General features: G+C 73.6%; 11 protein-coding genes and 1 tRNA gene. 4 read left to right on the forward strand and 8 right to left on the reverse strand.

The genetic code is table 11. The features are described from left to right. Positions 1-21 precede the first annotated feature (21 nt). From Actkin_RS06170 to orn, 3 genes are all read right to left on the reverse strand, one after another. Positions 22-801, reverse strand: coding sequence for a S1 family peptidase (locus Actkin_RS06170; RefSeq protein WP_189212242.1), 780 nt, complete (start codon positions 799-801; stop codon positions 22-24). Between the two features lie 294 nt (positions 802-1095). Further along, positions 1096-1171, reverse strand: a tRNA-His gene (locus Actkin_RS06175). Between the two features lie 53 nt (positions 1172-1224). Next, entirely contained in the window at positions 1225-1833 is a 609-nt protein-coding gene (orn, locus tag Actkin_RS06180) for an oligoribonuclease (RefSeq protein ID WP_189212241.1), read from the reverse strand. A gap of 102 nt (positions 1834-1935) precedes the next feature. Between orn and Actkin_RS06185 the strand changes: the two genes are divergently transcribed. Both Actkin_RS06185 and Actkin_RS06190 read left to right on the forward strand, forming a co-directional pair. Next, the gene (locus tag Actkin_RS06185; RefSeq protein ID WP_258906317.1) at positions 1936-3438 is read left to right on the forward strand and encodes a helicase HerA-like domain-containing protein; all 1503 of its coding nucleotides are present in this window, start codon (positions 1936-1938) and stop codon (positions 3436-3438) included. 56 nt (positions 3439-3494) lie between these two features. Further along, positions 3495-4973 carry a glutamate-cysteine ligase family protein gene (locus Actkin_RS06190; protein ID WP_189212239.1) on the forward strand — a complete coding sequence of 493 codons (1479 nt, stop codon included), beginning with the start codon at positions 3495-3497 and terminating at the stop codon, positions 4971-4973. Here the strand turns inward: Actkin_RS06190 and Actkin_RS06195 are convergent. Together Actkin_RS06195 and Actkin_RS06200 are read right to left on the reverse strand one after the other, a co-directional pair. Next, on the reverse strand, positions 4963-6471 hold the full coding sequence (locus tag Actkin_RS06195) for a PH domain-containing protein (protein ID WP_258906318.1): 1509 nt from the start codon (positions 6469-6471) through the stop codon (positions 4963-4965). The two genes, Actkin_RS06190 and Actkin_RS06195, sit on opposite strands and share 11 nt — an antisense overlap. Then, complete coding sequence (locus tag Actkin_RS06200) at positions 6468-6959, reverse strand: PH domain-containing protein (RefSeq protein WP_189212238.1); 492 nt, start codon at positions 6957-6959, stop codon at positions 6468-6470. The genes Actkin_RS06195 and Actkin_RS06200 overlap by 4 nt, the downstream gene beginning before the upstream one ends. A gap of 131 nt (positions 6960-7090) precedes the next feature. Between Actkin_RS06200 and Actkin_RS06205 the strand changes: the two genes are divergently transcribed. Next, the gene (locus Actkin_RS06205; RefSeq protein WP_258906319.1) at positions 7091-10624 is read left to right on the forward strand and encodes an NB-ARC domain-containing protein; all 3534 of its coding nucleotides are present in this window, start codon (positions 7091-7093) and stop codon (positions 10622-10624) included. Here the strand turns inward: Actkin_RS06205 and Actkin_RS06210 are convergent. The 3 genes from Actkin_RS06210 to Actkin_RS06220 form a co-directional block, all read right to left on the reverse strand. Then, entirely contained in the window at positions 10590-12479 is a 1890-nt protein-coding gene (locus Actkin_RS06210) for an SDR family oxidoreductase (protein WP_258906320.1), read from the reverse strand. The genes Actkin_RS06205 and Actkin_RS06210 overlap by 35 nt on opposite strands. Positions 12480-12535: 56 nt before the next feature. Beyond that, the gene (locus Actkin_RS06215; protein ID WP_189212235.1) at positions 12536-12739 is read right to left on the reverse strand and encodes a hypothetical protein; all 204 of its coding nucleotides are present in this window, start codon (positions 12737-12739) and stop codon (positions 12536-12538) included. 98 nt (positions 12740-12837) lie between these two features. Continuing rightward, positions 12838-14106: a multidrug effflux MFS transporter gene (locus Actkin_RS06220; protein WP_258906322.1), complete on the reverse strand. Its 1269-nt coding sequence runs from the start codon at positions 14104-14106 to the stop codon at positions 12838-12840. A 176-nt stretch (positions 14107-14282) separates the two neighbouring features. On the opposite strand from Actkin_RS06220, the gene Actkin_RS32575 reads away from it, so the two are divergent. Continuing rightward, the gene (locus Actkin_RS32575; protein WP_309569115.1) at positions 14283-16772 is read left to right on the forward strand and encodes a tetratricopeptide repeat protein; all 2490 of its coding nucleotides are present in this window, start codon (positions 14283-14285) and stop codon (positions 16770-16772) included. The last annotated feature ends 25 nt before the right edge of the window (positions 16773-16797 follow it).

Genomic DNA, 16797 nt, shown 5'->3' on the forward strand with positions numbered 1-16797 from the left:
CCGTTCCTTACCGGTACCGGCCTAGGACAGGGCGCCGGTGTACTGCTGGATCCAGTTGCGGAACGCCGGGACGTCGGTGTAGATCGACGGCGCGACGGCGCACTGCGAGCCGCCGCCGGAACGGCTGGTCGCCCCGATCAGCTCCCACTGGCCGTTGACGGCCTTGATCTGCGGGCCGCCGGAGTCGCCGTAGCAGGCGCCCGCGCGGTTGCCGGGGTTGTCGGTGCAGATCTCGATCGAGCCCGAGATGCCGGAGCACTCGTAGTCGTTGACGATCGAGGTGTCGAGCTCCTGCAGCGTGATGGGCGCGCCGCAGGCACCGCGGACCGGGCAGGTCTGGCCCCAGCCGATGATGCGCGTCTGGGTGCCGACCGGACCGGACGACGCCGCGATGCGCACCGGCGCCTGGCTGACGCTGGTGCTCAGCTGCACGAGCGCGATGTCGTACGGGCCGCGGTAGGACGGGTGGATGATGATGCGCGAGGCCCGCGCCACCGTCCCGCCGCTGGTGCGGTTGGTGGTGCCGATGCGCGCGATGGTGCTGCTCGGGGAGCGGCCCTGGACGCAGTGCGCGGCGGTCACCACCCAGTTGGCCTTGATGAGCGAACCTCCGCAGAAGTGCCCGCCGGAGGTGGACTGCAGCGACACCATGAAGCTGTAGGTCTGGGTGGCGTTGTGCCCCCCGACGATCAACGTGCCCATCTCGCCGTCGCCGGTGGGCGGCGCGGCCGCGGCCGCGGTGGGCGCCACCACGGCGGCAGCGGCGGCGATCATGCCCACCAGCAGGGTGCGAACCTTCATTGTCGCGACTCTCCTTCCACCGCCGGGGCCCTCGACCCGGCGATGATTGGTCACGCTAGGAGAGCCGGGTCACACCCGGCACCCGTCGACCGGAGGGGGTCGTTGCCAGTCGGTGATTCACCGGGAGTGGGAACGGCCGGTGACCAGCTAGCGAGCGGATTCCCTGGGAATGGCCGGGGCCCATCAGGCGAGCGTCGCGGGGAAGAGGGGCGAACTCGGGCGGAGGTCCACAGACGCAAGAAGGGCCGTCCGAGAGGACGGCCCTTCTTGAACAGGTCCCTGAACGGGCCCGGGTGGGGTGAGTGACGGGACTTGAACCCGCGACATCCTGGACCACAACCAGGTGCTCTACCAGCTGAGCTACACCCACCATCGCGCACGGGCGCGCCGTGCGGAGACATCGTAGCGCGTCCCGGGAAGCGGTTATGCCTGGGGGTTGACCAGCAGGGTCCCGGCCACTGCCTTGGCCTCGTCCGTGGTCGGTCCCGGCTGCGGGACGAAGACCGTGCCGCGGTAGTAGCGCAGCTCCCGGATCGACTCCTGGATGTCGGCCAGGGCGCGGTGGGCCAGGCCCTTGTCCGGCTGCGCGTAGTACACCCTCGGGTACCAGCGGCGGGCCAGCTCCTTGATCGACGACACGTCCACCATGCGGTAGTGCAGGTGGGCGTCCAGCGACGGCATGTCCCGGCTGATGAAGCCGCGGTCGGTGGCGATGGAGTTGCCGCACAGCGGCGCGGAGCGGACCTCGGGGACGTGCTGGCGCACGTAGTCCAGCACCGCGCGCTCGGCGTCGGCCAGGGTGAGCGTCGAGGCGCGGACCTCCTCGGTGAGCCCGGAGCGCGCGTGCATCTCGGCGACGACCTCCGGCATCCCCGCGAGCGCCTCGTCGGAGGCGTGGATGACCAGGTCGACGCCGTCGCCGAGGACGTTCAGCTCGGAGTCGGTGACCAGGGCGGCGATCTCGATCAGGGCGTCGCGGCCGAGGTCGAGGCCGGTCATCTCGCAGTCGATCCATACCAAGCGGTCCGTCACCCGACGTAGCTTAGCCGCACGGCCCGGCGCGGATCCCGGGCTGCGGCCGCGCCGCGCCGGTTCTACGCTCCCGCTGATCCGGCACCGGGCGGAGGAGGCACGATGAGCAGCGCCGAGGACATCGCCGAGGGTTACGCCACCGACGGGGCCGCGGTCGAGTTGGGCAGCGTCGTCATCGCGGGGACCGCGCACCCGGCGGCCGCCGTGCGCGTGCCGCTGTCGATGATGAACCGGCACGGGCTCGTCGCCGGGGCCACCGGGACCGGCAAGACCAAGACGCTGCAGGGGATCGCCGAGCAGCTGTCCGCGCACGGCGTCCCGGTCGTCATGGCCGACATCAAGGGCGACCTGTCCGGGCTGTCCCGGCCGGGCGAGGCCGACGACAGGATCGCCCAGCGCGCGGCGGACACCGGCGACGACTGGACGCCCACGGCGTTCCCCGTGCAGTTCCTCTCCCTGGGCGCCTCCGGCGCGGGCGTCCCCGTCCGCGCGACGGTCACCGGGTTCGGCCCGCTGCTGCTGTCCAAGGTGCTCGGTCTCAACGACACGCAGGAGTCCACCCTCGGCCTGATCTTCCACTGGGCCGACCGGCGCGGCCTGCCGCTGCTGGACATCAAGGACCTGCGGGCGGTGATCACGCACCTCACCGGCGACGAGGGCAAGGCCGACCTCAAGGGCATCGGCGGGGTGTCGTCGGCCACCGCCGGGGTGATCCTGCGCGCGCTGGCGAACCTGGAGGCGCGCGGCGGGGACGAGTTCTTCGGCGAGCCCGAGCTCGACATCGCCGACCTGATGCGCGTCGACAGCGGCCGGGGCGTGATCAGCCTGCTGGAGCTGGCGAACCTGCAGGCCGACCCGGCGCTGTTCTCCACCTTCCTCATGTGGCTGCTGGCCGAGCTGTTCGAGGAGCTGCCCGAGGAGGGCGATCTCGACCGGCCCAAGCTGGTGTTCTTCTTCGACGAGGCGCACCTCCTCTTCGCCGACGCGTCGAAGGCGTTCCTGGAGCGCATCGAGCAGACGGTGAAGCTGATCCGGTCCAAGGGCGTCGGGGTGTTCTTCTGCACACAGCTGCCCACGGACGTGCCCACCGCGGTGCTGTCCCAACTGGGCGCACGCGTGCAGCACGCGTTGCGCGCGTTCACCCCGGACGACCAGAAGGCGCTCGCCAAGACGGTGAAGACGTACCCCACCACCGAGCACTACGAACTGGACAAAGCGCTCACCTCGCTCGGGATCGGTGAGGCGATCGTCACGGTGCTGTCGGAGAAGGGCGTGCCGACCCCGGTGGCGTGGACGCGGCTGCGCGCCCCTCGGTCGCTCATGGACACCATCGGCGACGACGGGATCCGGCAGGCCGCCGCGGCCTCGCCGCTGCACGCCAAGTACGCCGAGACGGTGGACCGCGAGTCGGCCTACGAGCGCATGGCCGCCAAGGTCGCGCCCCCGCAGGAGGCGCCCCCGCCGGAGGAGGCCGCGCGGCCGGAGCCGGGCTTCGTCGAGCAGGTGATGGGCAACAGCGCGGTGAAGTCGTTCCTGCGCTCCGCCGCGAGCGCACTGGGCCGGGAGATCGCCCGCGGCGTGTTCGGCACGCGCCGGAGGCGGTAGGCCACGGCGGGTGACCGGTGTGGCGGGATGGTCACGGATGAATCACGCTTGGCGGCATGGGCAAGGACGTCGAGCAGACCGAGTTCACCCGGGCCGACCGCCAGCGGTTCCGGCAGAAGGTGCGCCAGTGCCTGGACGTGTTCGCGCGCATGCTGGCCGAGTCGCGGTTCGACGCCGACCGGCCGATGGCGGGCATGGAGGTCGAGCTGAACCTCGTCGACCCCGAGGGCAGGCCGTCCCTGCGCAACGCCGAGGTGCTGGACGAGATCGATGACCCCGCGTTCGTCCCCGAGCTCGGGCAGTTCAACATCGAGATCAACGTGCCGCCGCAGCGGCTCGACCCCGTCGGGCTGACCGCGTTCGAGAAGAAGGTCCGCGACGACCTCAACGCGGCCGAGGCCAGGGCCGCGCGCATCGGCGCGCACATCGCGATGGTCGGCATCCTGCCGACGCTGCGGCGCGAGCACACCGCGCCGGAGGCGCTGTCGGAGAACCCGCGCTACCGGATGCTGGACCAGCAGGTGTTCGCCGCGCGCGGGGAGGACATGGCCATCGCGATCACCGGCGCGGAGCGGCTGGCCACCCAGGCCGAGTCGATCGGGCCCGAGGCGGCGTGCACGAGCGTGCAGTTCCACCTGCAGGTGGCCCCCGACGACTTCGCGCGGTTCTGGAACGCCAGCCAGGTCATCGCCGGGCCGCAGGTGGCGCTGGGGGCGAACGCGCCGTACCTGTTCGGCAAGCAGCTGTGGGCCGAGACGCGGATCGCGCTGTTCGAGCAGGCCACCGACACCCGCCCGGACGAGCTGAAGGCGCAGGGCGTGCGGCCGAGGGTGTGGTTCGGGGACCGGTGGATCACCTCGATCTTCGACCTGTTCGAGGAGAACGTGCAGTACTTCCCCGCCCTGCTGCCGATGTGCTCCGACGAGGACCCGACGGAGGTGCTGGAGCGCGGCGACGTGCCCCGGCTGGAGGAGCTGCGCCTGCACAACGGCACCGTCTACCGCTGGAACCGCCCGATCTACGACGTGGTGCGCGGCCGCCCGCACGTGCGCGTGGAGAACCGCGTGCTGCCCGCCGGGCCGACGGTGATCGACGTGATGGCCAACGGCGCGTTCTACTTCGGCCTGGTGCGCGCGCTCGCCGACCAGGACCGCCCGGTGTGGTCGCGGATGAGCTTCTCGGCGGCGGAGGACAACTTCCACGCCGCCGCGCGCAACGGCATCGACTGCCGGGTGTACTGGCCGGGGGTCGGCGAGGTGCCGCTGACCGAGCTGGTGCTCCGGCGGCTGCTGCCGATGGCCCACGACGGGCTGGACGCCTGGGGCGTGGCCGCCGAGGACCGGGACCGCCTGCTCGGCGTGATCGAGCAGCGCTGCCTCACCGGCCGCAACGGCGCCACCTGGCAGGTGAGCACCGTCCGCGCGCTGGAGGAGGGGTCATCGCTGGACCGCGACGAGGCGCTGGCCGAGATGACCCGCCGCTACCTGGAGCTGATGCACGCCAACCGGCCCGTGCACGAGTGGCCTACTCCCTGATCAGGAACGGCGTCAGCAGGTCGGGGACTGCGGCGTCGGCGAGCCGGACGCCGTCGGACTCGCCGATGTCGGTCACCGCGTACTGGCCGTGCCCGGCCGCCGTCGTGGCGGTCAGGGTGACCAGCCGCGCGCGCCGCTGGAACGGCGACTGCTCGACGCGCCAGCCGATGATGCCGGTGCGCTGCAGGGCGACCGTGCGGCGGGTGAACGAGCCGGAGCGGCTGACCAGGTAGCGCCCGGTGAGCGCATGGCCGAGGTTGCGGTAGCGATCGAGTCCGATGAGGACGGACAGCGGGATCAGCGCGGCCGCCCCGATCCACAGCCCGGCAGGCCAGTCGGCGAAGGCGCTGAGCAGGGCCAGGGCCGCGGTGAGCACGACCGGGACGGCGACCGCCCTGACCAGCCGCCTGCGGCGCGCGGCGACCGGGTGGCGGGTCAAGGGCGCGCTCGTGGGGTTCTCGCCGATGACCGCCGCGGCGACCCGGTGCGACTCCGCGCGCGGGGCGGGCGGGACCAGCAGGCTGCTGGCGGCCTGGCGCAGGCCGAGGCCGGTGGTCACCGCGTTGAGCCGGGCGCCGCGCGCCGCGCGCAGCAGCAGGGGCTCGTGCAGCGCGACGCCGCGCAGGCGCTGCTCCTCGATGGAGACCGAGCGCGTGGTCAGCAGCCCCCGGCGCACGCGGACGGTGGCGTCGGCGTGCCGGGTGAGGCGGAAATCGTGGTTCTGCAGCAGATACGTCAGCAGTGAGGCCACAGTGGACAGCAGGACGACCACCACGGCGGCGATCAGCACCACCAGCGCGGGCGACTGGCCGCTGAGCCAGCCGAACAGGCCGCGGATCACGTCGACCTCGGAGAACCGCAGGTTGAGCTCGCCCGCGAGGTTCATCCCGAACCCGACCGCGATCGCGATGCCGAGCAGACCCGACAGCGACAGCGGGGCATAGCGGTACCAGCGCCGGTCCAGCCGGGTGATCTCGACGGCGGCCGGTTCCTCCGCGCCGTCCGTCGAGGTCGCGGCGGTGGTCGGGCGGTGCAGGAAGACCTGGCGCAGGCGTTCGGCCTCGGCCGTGGTGACGGCGTCGAGCACGACGCCCTCGCCCGCCTGCCGCTCCTGCTGCCCGGTGCCGACCCGGACAGCGGACAGCCCGAACAGCCGGTGGCCGAGCTTGGCGGTGAGGTCGACCGTGCGGATGCGGTCGCGCGGGATGGCCCTGCGCTGCCGGAACACGACCCCGGTGTGCAGCTCGACCTGCGCGTCGGTGATCCGGTACTTCGTCGTCAGCCAGGCGAAGAGGCCGTAGAGGATGATCAGCGCCACGGTCCCGACCCCGACCACGACCCGCCACGTCTCGACGTTGCCGAGGAACACCAGGGCGAACAGGAGGGGCAGCAGGCCGATCAGCTCGTTGAGCGGCTTGACCACGATCATCCTCGGGTCGAGCCTGCCCCACTCGGGCACGGGCTCGACGACCGGCGGCGCGGCGGGGAACGCGGTCACGTCGCGTCCCCGGGCACGGCCTGCGTGGTGGTGGCCAACTCGTCGACGATGCGGGCGGCGACGCTCTCGTCCAGCCCCTCGATCTTGAGCGGCCCCGCCGCGGACGCGGTGGTGATGGTGACGGTCGCCAGCTTGAGCAGCTGCTGCAGCGGCCCGCGCCCGGTGTCGACGGTCTGGATGCGCGAGACGGGCGCCAGCCGCCACTCCTGGTTGATCCACCCGCTGCGGGTGAACACCGCCGCCGGGGTCGTCTCCCACCGGTGCACCCGGTACCGCCACGTCGGCATCACCGCCACGTGCACGACGGCCGCGACCGCGAGTCCGGCGAGCACGTGCCCGACCCAGTCCGGCCCGCCCAGCGCGTGCCAGACGCCGAGCCCGCCGAGCACCACGATCCAGCCGATCGCCGCCCGCACCGTCCACTGCACCACCGCGCGCTTGCTGACCAGGTTCACCGGCGCACGCAACCGCCACTCACCGTCGTCCACCCCGCCAGTCTGCCTCCCGCGTCCGTGCGCCGCCGTCAGCCCGGAGGGGGACGCGGCGACGACCGGGGCGTGGCCCTGCGCACGCACTACGCTGCCGGTGTTCCGACGATCTTGCCGAGGGGGCGCGCTCGATGACGGCACGGAGGCAGGCGGTCGCCGCGGCGGCGGCCACCACGGTGAGCGTCCTCGTCGCCGTCATGGTCAACCTGCTGACCTCGGGGTGGAGCTGGCTGATCTTCCTGGGGCTGGCCGCGCTGTCGCTGGCCTGGGTCGGCCTGGAGGTCTGGCGGTCGACGCCGGGGCGGGAGTCCCGCGCGGCGCTGGGCGCGCCCGCCGAGGTGGCCGCCGTGGACGGGTTCGTGCCCCGGCCGGAGCTGACCGCCGGGATCGTCCGCGCGCTGCTCGCGGGCGGGCGGCGCAAGGTCGGGATCACCACGGCGCTCGCGGGCGCGGGCGGGTTCGGCAAGACCACGCTGGCGGCCCAGGTCTGCGAGCTGCCGGAGATCAAGGCAGCGTTCCCCTCGATCTACTGGGTGACGGTGGGCCAGGAGGTGCGGGGCGCGGCGCTGGCCGACACGGTCAACGACGTCATCGAGCGGGTCGCCCGGCGGCGGTCGGGCCTCACCAGCCCGGAGCAGGCCGGGCTCCAGCTGGGCGAGCTGCTGGCCGAGCGGGGGCCGTCGCTGCTGGTCGTCGACGACGTCTGGACCGCCGAGCAGCTGCGGCCGTTCCTCAACGCGGGCCGCGGCTGCACCCTCATGGTGACGACCAGGATCCCGGACCTGCTCCCGGACTCCGCCGACACCGCGACCATCCGGGTCGACCAGATGAGCCGGGTGCAGGCGACCGAATTGCTCGGCAGCGGCCTCGGCGGGCTCCCCGCGCACGTCGGCGAGCGGCTGCTGGACATCACCGGCCGCTGGCCCCTTGCCCTGCGGCTGGCGAATGCCGCGCTACGCCGCACCGCCCGCGACGGCGGGGACATCGCCGAGGCCGCCGAACGCCTGCTGCGCCGACTGGGCGAGCTGGGCCCGGCGGCGCTGGACGTCACCGACACCGCCCGCCGCGAGCGCACGGTCGCCGCGACCCTGGAGTCCTCGCTGAGCGTGCTGGGGGCCAACCGGGACCGCGCGCTGGAGCTGGCGATCTTCCCCGAGGACGTCGAGGTCCCGCAGGACCTCGTCGCCCACCTCTGGAAGGCGACCGCCGACCTGGCGCGGGACGAGAGCGACCGGCTGTGCCGCGAGCTGGTCGAGCTGTCGCTGGTGACCCAGCACGGACCCCGGCTGCGCCTGCACGACGTCATCCGCACGTACCTGCGGCACGAGTGCGGCGGTCTGCGGCTCGCGCGGCTGAACGAGAGCCTGCTGACCGAGGTGGCGTCCACCCTGCCCGACCCGGTGTCCGGCCAGGTGCCGTGGTGGTGCCTGCCGCGCTCGGCCGACTACCTGTGGCGCTCGCTCGCCTACCACCTGGACAGCGCGGGCCGCGCGGAGGAACTGGCGGCGCTGGCGACCGCGCCGCCGTGGGTCATCACCAAGCTGCGCCGCTTCGGCCCGGTCGCGGTGGCCGAGGACCTGGCGTTCGTGGACACCGAGAGCGCGGCGGAGCTGGGCCGGTTCCTCGACCAGCTCGGCCACCTGCTGGTGCCGACCGAGCCCGACCACGCCGTGGTGAACGCCCTCGCCCAGCGCCTTCCCGCCTCTCCCGCGCTCGACGACCTGCGGAGGGCCGCCCTGGCCGCGGTCGACGGCGTGCCGCGCCTTGTGCCGCAGCGCGCGCTGCCGGACCTGCCGGACCCCGCCCTGAACCGCGTGCTGGTCGGCCACGAGGACATCGTCGAGGGCTGCGTCTACGCCCCGGACGGGAGCTGGCTGGCGACCGTCGCCGCCGACGGGGTGCGCGTCTGGGACCCGGAGACCGGCAGGCTCCTGCGCATCCTGGAGGGCAGCGCGCGGGACCTGCTGGAGGAGGGCTTCGCGCTGTCGCCCGACGGCCGCCTTCTCGCCTGCGCGGCTGATGTGCACACCGTCGACGTGTGGGACACGAGCACCTGGCGGCTGCGGTACACGCTCACCGGGCACCGGACGCCGCTGAACTGCTGCTGCTTCTCCGCCGACGGCACGACCCTGCTCACCGCGGACTACTACCGGCAGGCCCGACTGTGGGACGTCGCCACCGGCGGGCTGATCCGGGTGATCAAGACCGACCCGGCGGTGGAGTCCTGCGCGGCACTGCCGGACGGGCGGCTGCTGGCCGTCGACGGCGACGGCGTGAAGGTGTGGGACCCGCGCGCCGCGGTCGGCGCCGCGATGCCGCTGCCGAGCGGCTTCACCTGTGAGGCCGTGGCGGTCAGCCCCGACGGCCGGTGGGCCGCGGCTCCCGGGGACGTCGGGGTGCTGATCTGGGACCTGACCGCGATGGGTGAGCCCCCACGGATGCTCCACCACCACCGCGACCTCACGGTCGCGGTGTTCTCCCCTGACGGCGGGACCCTCGCCGTCGGCGGGGAGAACGGGCTGATCGTGCTCTGGGACACCGTCGCGTGGCGTCAGGCGGGCGCCATCGCCGCGCACGGGGCGGAGGTGACGGACCTCGCCTTCGCCCCGGACGGCTCGGTGCTGGCCTCGACGGCGAAGGACCGCACGGTCCGGCTGTGGAACCCGGGCCGGGCGCGCGTGGATGTGGAGCACCGCGAGGTCCCCGACGCCCTGGGCGAGTGCGCGGCCGCGCCGGACGGGAGCTGGTTCGCCGTGGGCACGGGCGACGTCGTCGAGATCCACGACCCGGCCGGCGGCGGGGTCCGGGAGAGGATCCGCTATCCCGGTCGCCTTTTCGACCTCACCCCGGTCGGCGCCGACCTGCTGCTGATCCAGGACTTCGACCGCTTCCTGCTGTGCCGGACGGACGACTGGCGCAGCGCCCGGCCGCTGCTGCACCCCGCTGACCTGCTGCGGTACCCCCTGGGGGTCGGCGGCGCTCTGGTCTGCGGGGTCGACACCCAGGGCTGGGTCGTGGTGTGGGACACGGCGACCTGGACGCCGCCGGTGTTCCTGGAGGCCACCGAGTCCGGGGTGCGCGTCCACCGGCAGTGGGCGGACAGGACCGACCAGCTGGCCAACCGGCTCCGCCGCGTCGCGGGGCGCATGCCGAAGCAGGACAACTCGGCCGAGGCCGCGATCTCGCCGCACGGCGAGTGGCTGGCGGTGCGCCGGGCCAGGACGATTCACGTGCTCGCGCCGGGCGATTGGGCGCCCCTCGCCGCGATCCGCGTCGATCACGAGGTCGACGCCATGGACGTCACCCCCGACGGCGCCCACCTACTGCTGACGGGACCCGACGGCGACCGTTGGTGGGACACCCGCACGTGGACCGAAAGCGAAGCGCCGCCGCGCTTTCCGTCGAAGGTGATGGACGACCGGTGGTCGCCGAACGGCAGGCTCGTCGCGAGCGTGTCCGAGCGGGTGCTGCGGATCCGCGACGCCGAGGACTGGTCCCCGCTGACCGAGATCCGGCTCGATGGCGAGGTCACCGGCTGCGCCTGGCTGACCGACGAGCGGCTGGCGGTCATCGGCGGCCACGGGATCTTCTGGTTCGCCTACGTGCCGGGCGAGAGCGACCCGGCGACCGTCAGCCCGACGGTCGACGCAGGCGTCGCCAGATAGGCCGGACGAGCGCGCTCGCCAGCACAGCCGCCGGGTGCTCGCCGCGGTCGCGGGCCTCCGGGGCGGACTCCGGGGTCATCCGGTGGGTCAGGTTGAGCGCCTGCCGGTGCACCGTCGGCGCGAGCACCCGCAGCAGTTCCAGCGCCAGGCCCTCCGGCCGCTGCACCACCTCCGCGGTCCCCTCCAGCGCGGAGACGATCATCCGCGCCGCCGTGTCCGGGGAGAACGCGGGCACGCCGCGGTAGGCGTCGGTCGCGGTGATCATCGGCGTCCGCACCAGGGGCATGCGGACCGAGCAGAACGTCACGCCGTCGGCCAGCAGCTCGCGGCCCGCCGCGCGGCCGAAGTGCTCCAGTGCGCCCTTCGACGCCAGGTAGGCGGCGAAGCGCGGGGTGTCCGACTGCAGGCCCATGGTGGTCACGTTGACGATCCGGCCGCGCCCGGCGGCGCGCATGCCGGGCAGCAGGCCCAGGGTGAGGCGCAGCGGGGCGAAGTAGTTCAGCGCCATCGTGCGCTCGTAGTCGTGCAGGCGGTCCGTCGACAGCCGCACCGAGCGGCGGATGGAGCGGCCCGCGTTGTTGACCAGCATGTCGACCTGGCCGAGATCCTTCACCAGCGCGTCGACCGCGTCGGCGTCGGTGAGGTCGCAGGGGTGGGCCGACGCCGTCCCGCCCGCGTCGGCGACGAGGTCGGCCACCGCCGCCAGCTCGTCGACGCGGCGGGCGACCAGCAGGACGTGCGCGCCGCGCCGTCCGAGCGCCAGCGCCGTCGCCTTGCCGATCCCCGAGGACGCCCCGGTCACCACGATCCGCTTGCCGCGCAGGCCGTGGTCCCCGCGGTCCGGGTCGAGGTGCTCGGCCCAGTACCGCACCAGCCGACCCGCGTACGAGGCGAACGGCGGCAGGGTGACCGCGCCCGCCAGCGCCTCCTCGGTGCGGGTCGAGTCGAACACCGTCGGCATGTCCAGGTGCGGCACGACCTCGGCGGGGATGCCCGCCTCGGCCAGCGTCGCGCAGGCGGCCGGGCCAGGGCGCAGGCGCGGCAGGCGGACCGGCAGCGTCGCGGCGATCCGCGGCGCGCCGAGCGCGTCGGCGAAGGCGTTGTAGACCTCGGTGTTGGGCTGCCTGCCGTTGTGCGTCAGGTGGTAGGTGCTGCCCGAGGGCGCGTCGATGTGCATCAGGTGGGCCATCGCGTCGACGACGTAGTCGACCGGGACGACGTTGGTCGCGCCGAGGTCGGGCAGCACCAGCGGGAGCGCCCTGGGCAGGCGGGCCAGCCGGGCGATGGTCGGCAGGAAGTAGTACGGGCCGTCGACCTTGTCCATCTCGCCCGTGCGCGAGTCGCCGACGACCGCCGCGGGGCGGTAGATCCGGTACGGGACTCGGTCCTGCTCGCGGACCAGCTTCTCGGCGGCGAACTTGGTCGCGTGGTACGGCGCGTGGTGGCGCTGGCCGAGGTCGAAGTCCGCCTCGGTGAACCGGCCCCGGTGATCGCCAGCGACGGCCACCGACGAGACGTGGTGGAACAGCCGCGCGCCCGCCGCGGCGGCGAAGTTGACCACGTTCGCGGTGCCGACGACGTTGACCGTCTCGTTGTCGGCGCCCGGGGCGGTGAAGTCGTAGACCGCGCCGAGGTGGACGACGTGGTCGACCGGCGGCAGCAGGTCGAGGCCGAGGCCGGGCTCGCACAGGTCGCCGACGACCGGCACGACGCGCTCGTCCCACGCGGGCAGCTTGCGCAGTGACCGCGCGCGCACCAGGACGTGGATCGTGCCGCAGTCGGGCCGCGCCAACAGCCGGTCCACCAGCCTGCGGCCGAGGAATCCTGTCGCGCCCGTGACGAAGTAGGTAGCCATCCCGTGCCTCCTCGGACAGGATTCTGCCACTACCTACTCACAAGTAGGAAGTGTGGTCAGCGATCGGCCTCCACCGAGGCGTCCACGACCGCGTCCCGCAGGGCGGCCCGCAGGCGGCCCACGTCCAGCGGGGAGAAGACGGCCGTCTCCCCCGGCGGGGCCACGAGCACCACCCTGCCCTGCCGGACGAAGATCGTGACGTCCCGCCGCCGACCCGCTATGTCGCGGCAGCTGACCGTCCACTCCCGGTGGCTGCTCACCGTGTCCCACCCTCTCTTGAAACCATGTGCTGGCGCTTATGCGACGCGGACGGTAACGAGCCGTGACGGGACTAGGTGACGCCAATCCGGGGATTTCTCTACACATGCCCCCGCGGCGACCCGACCGGCCGGAACGGGATGGTGTCGGCCTGGCGGAAGGCGGCGTAGCGGCCGGGGCGGCGCCGGGTGGGCCGCAGCAGCGCGAACGCGATCAGCCCGGCCGCCGACATGCCCGCGATCACCGTGGCCATCGGCGTCGCCGACCGCTCCGCGCCGAGCCCGACCAGCGGCGCTGCCAGGCCGCCGATGAGGAACTGGATCACGCCCAGCAGCGCGGACGCCGTGCCCGCCCGGTTGCCGTGGTCGGCCAGCGCGAGCGCGGTCGCGTTCGGGCTGACGATGCCCAGGCTCGCCACCACGAGGAACAGCGCCGTCAGCAGGTACACCAGCTCCAGCTCCATGGCCACCGCGGTGTAGACCCCGGCCCCGGCCAGCGCGGACAGCGCAAGGCCGACCGTCAGCAGGACGCGGGGGCTGAGCCAGCGCAGCAGGATGCCGTTGACCTGGGTGAACAGCATCAGGCCCAGCGCGTTGGCGCCGAAGACCAGGCTGTAGGTCTGGGGGCTGAGCCCGTGCAGCTCCTGCAGGACGAACGGCGACCCGGCGATGTAGGCGAACATCGCGGCGGTGACGAAGCCGATCGAGGTCGCGTAGGCGACGAACGTCCGGTCGGTGGCGACGCGCAGATAGGTGCGCATGATCTGGCGCGGGTTCGCCGGGCGGCGCTTGGGCGGCGGCAGCGTCTCCCGCAGGCAGACCGTCGCCGCGATGAGCAGCAGGACGCCGAAGTAGGCCAGCACGACGAACACGCCCTGCCAGTTCGTCCACCGCAGCACCTGCGCGCCGATCAGCGGCGCCAGGATCGGGGCGAGCCCGGACACCAGCATCAGCATGGAGAAGAACCGCGCCATCGCGGGCCCGGTGAAGATGTCGCGCACGGCGGCGCGGGCGATCACCACCCCGGCCGCGGCGGCGACGCCCTGCGCGAACCGCAGCCCGACGAGCGTGAACACCGACGGGGAGATCGCGCAGGCCAGCGACGCCATCGTGTAGGCCGTCAGGCCCGCGAGCAGCGGAAGGCGCCTGCCGAGGGTGTCCGAAAGCGGACCGACGACCGCCTGGCCCACCGCCATCCCGATCATGAACGCGGTCAGGGTGAGTTGGACCTGCGCCTGGCCGGTGTCCAGGCCGTCGGCGATCTCCGGGAACGCCGGGAGGTACATGTCGATGGACAGGGGACCGAAGGCGGAGATCCCGCCGAGGAGTAGCGCGAGCCGCGCTCTCGCCCACGGCGATGGTCTGCTCACCCGATCAGTCTATGTCCTATGACAAACGAGGCTTACCCGCCGTCGCCTGTCTGGTCCACACTGGCTTGGTACGTCTGTCCGTCATCGCTGATCACCCGGTGGACACCCGGGCGGGTCGACTGGGCACCGGATCGGTCCCTTGACAGACTGTGCGTCCAGAGCGCGGGAGGGGAGCCATGTCCCAGCCGATCGATGCGGTCCTCGCCGACGCGGCGCGCCTCACCGCCGCGGGCAGGCCGCGCGCCGCCATCGAGGTCCTGCGGCCCGTGCTCGCCGACCACCCCGACCACCCCGGCGCGTGGTGCGGTCTCGCTGCGGCGTTCCTGGACGTCGGCGAGCCGCTGCACTGCCTCGACGCCGCCAAGCGCGCGATCACCCTCGGCGAGCCCGCATGGGCGCACCGCCTGGCCAGCCTCGCGCTGACCGAGCTGGGCAGGCACGAGGAGGCGGTGATCTCCGCCCGCGAGTCGGCCCGCCGCGACCCCGACGACTGGCGCGGCCAGGTGGCCCTCGCGGAGGCCCTGGCCCCCACCACCCCGGCCGACGCCCTCACCGCCGCCCGCCGCGCGGTGGCGATCGCCCCGGAGGAGCCCCGCACCCACGAGGTCCTGGGCAACACCGCCGAGCGCGCGGGCGACCTCGACGGGGCGCGGGCGGCCTACCAGGAGTCCCTGCGCCTGGACCCGACGAACCCCGACGCCCAGGCCGCCCTCTCCCGCCTCCGCCGCACCACGGGCCGCTTCGGCGACGTCCCCTGGGAACGCTCGACGGCGTGGCATGAGGCGGAGGATCCCGACTGGACCCTGGTGGACGCCGACCCGGCCCGCGCGCGGAAGTCCCCCCGCGGCCCCAAACGCCCCGCCGCCGCCCGAGCCGTCCGCCTGGCCCCGGACCTCGACGACGCGGCCGTCCACGCGCACGCGGCCCCGGTGGACCTGTCCGACCACCTCCCCCACCCACCCGCCGATGATCTCGACGTCGACCCCACCCACCCCGACGCCGACCCCACCCACCCCGACGCCGACCCCACCCACCCCGACCGCACTGCCTGGACCCCCCGCCCCAAACAAGCCCCGCAAGACGACGGTGACCGCCCAGACGGCGATCGCACAGCCGCAGTCCCCAACCCCGACCCAACCGGGGACCGAGAGCCCGCCACCGCCCGCCCCGACCTGTTCCCGACCGAGGGCGAGCGCCGAAAGCGAGGCCTCTTCGCCCGAATCCGGTCCCGCCACCCCCGCCCCGCCCCCAAGCCCGACTTGTTCGCAGGCCTCACCGAGGAGCCTCGGCCCCGCCGCCCCAGGCCCACTCGCGACTCAAGGCCCGCCCCGTTCGCAGGCAGCGCCGCGACCCAGGCCGAGGACGATGGGTCCAAGCCCGCCCGCTTCCCCCACGCGGGCGCGGCAGGAACCACCCGCGATTGGACCAAGCCCACCCGCCCCGCCCGCGGCGACTCCACAGGCGATGACCGGCCCGAACCCGATCCGTTCGCGGAGGGTGGCTCGGTGGGGGTCGAGGGTGATCACGACGCCCCCGGTCGGTTCGCGCGCGGCGGTTCCGTAGGAGCCGAGCGGGATGGGGCCGAGGCGGATCGGTTCGCCCGCAGGGACTCCACAGGCGATGATCGGTTCGAGCCGGGTCGGTTCGCGCGCGGTGGCTCTGCGGGAGCCGAGCGCGAGGCGGATCGGTCCGCCCATGGAGACGCCGGAGGTGATGATCGGTTCGAGCCTGGTCCGTTCGCGGTGGGGGGCGAGGGTGATCAGGGGCCTGCTCGGTTCGCGCGTGGTGGTTCCGTGGGCACCGACCGGGATGGGGCCGAGGCGGATCGGTTCGGGCGTGGGGACGCCGGAGGTGATCGGTTCGGGCCTGGTCGGTTTGCGCGTGGTGGTTCCGTGGGAGCGGAGCGGGATGGGGTCGAGGCGGATCGGTTCGGGCGTGGGGACGCCGGAGGTGATCGGTTCGAGCCGGGTCGGTTCGCGCGCGGTGGCTCTGCGGGAGCCGAGCGCGAGGCGGATCGGTTTGGGGGTGGGGGTTCTGGTGGGGCTGGTGGCGGTGTTGGGTCGGGCTGGGGCAAGGGGGATCGCGAGGCTGAGCTGTTCGCGCGGGGGACGGGGCGGCGTGCGGGGGAGCAGGAGCCTGATCTGTTCGTGCGGGGTGGGCGTGTGCGGGGCGGTGGGGGGCGGGCCGCGGTGGGGCAGCAAGGGCGGACCGTCGGTGCGGGTGGGGCTCGGGAGGCGCGGCCGCTGCGGGATCGGCGGTTCGGGCGGGCGCAGCGGATCGGGTTGTGGTTGGCGTTGCGGCGGGGGGCTGGGTGGTTGCTGGCCGGGGGGCTCGTGCTGATGATCGCGGGCATGCCCTCGCCCAGCCGGTTGCTGGTGTGGTTCGGGGTGGCGCTGCTCGTGCTGGTCGCGGGGGTCGTGGGGGTGGCGGTGTTCCGGCTGCCCGCCGACATCCGGGTGACGCCGGGCTACCTCTGGGGGCAGGACCGGCTCATGGCCGTCTGCGCCGCCGTCCTGGCGCTCGGGCTCGGCCTGCTCGCCGTCTGGACCGCGGCCCTCGGGCTGGGCGCCACCGGCATGGCCCTGCTGACCCCGGTGGTCATCCTCGGCCTGCTGGCCTTCGCCGTCGGCACGCTCGGACTGTGGCGGATGCGCATCCGCCGGTGACAGACTCTCGCGGACCCGACCCCCG

The sequence above is a fragment of the Actinokineospora sp. UTMC 2448 genome (assembly GCF_024760565.1).
Taxonomy (GTDB): domain Bacteria; phylum Actinomycetota; class Actinomycetes; order Mycobacteriales; family Pseudonocardiaceae; genus Actinokineospora; species Actinokineospora fastidiosa.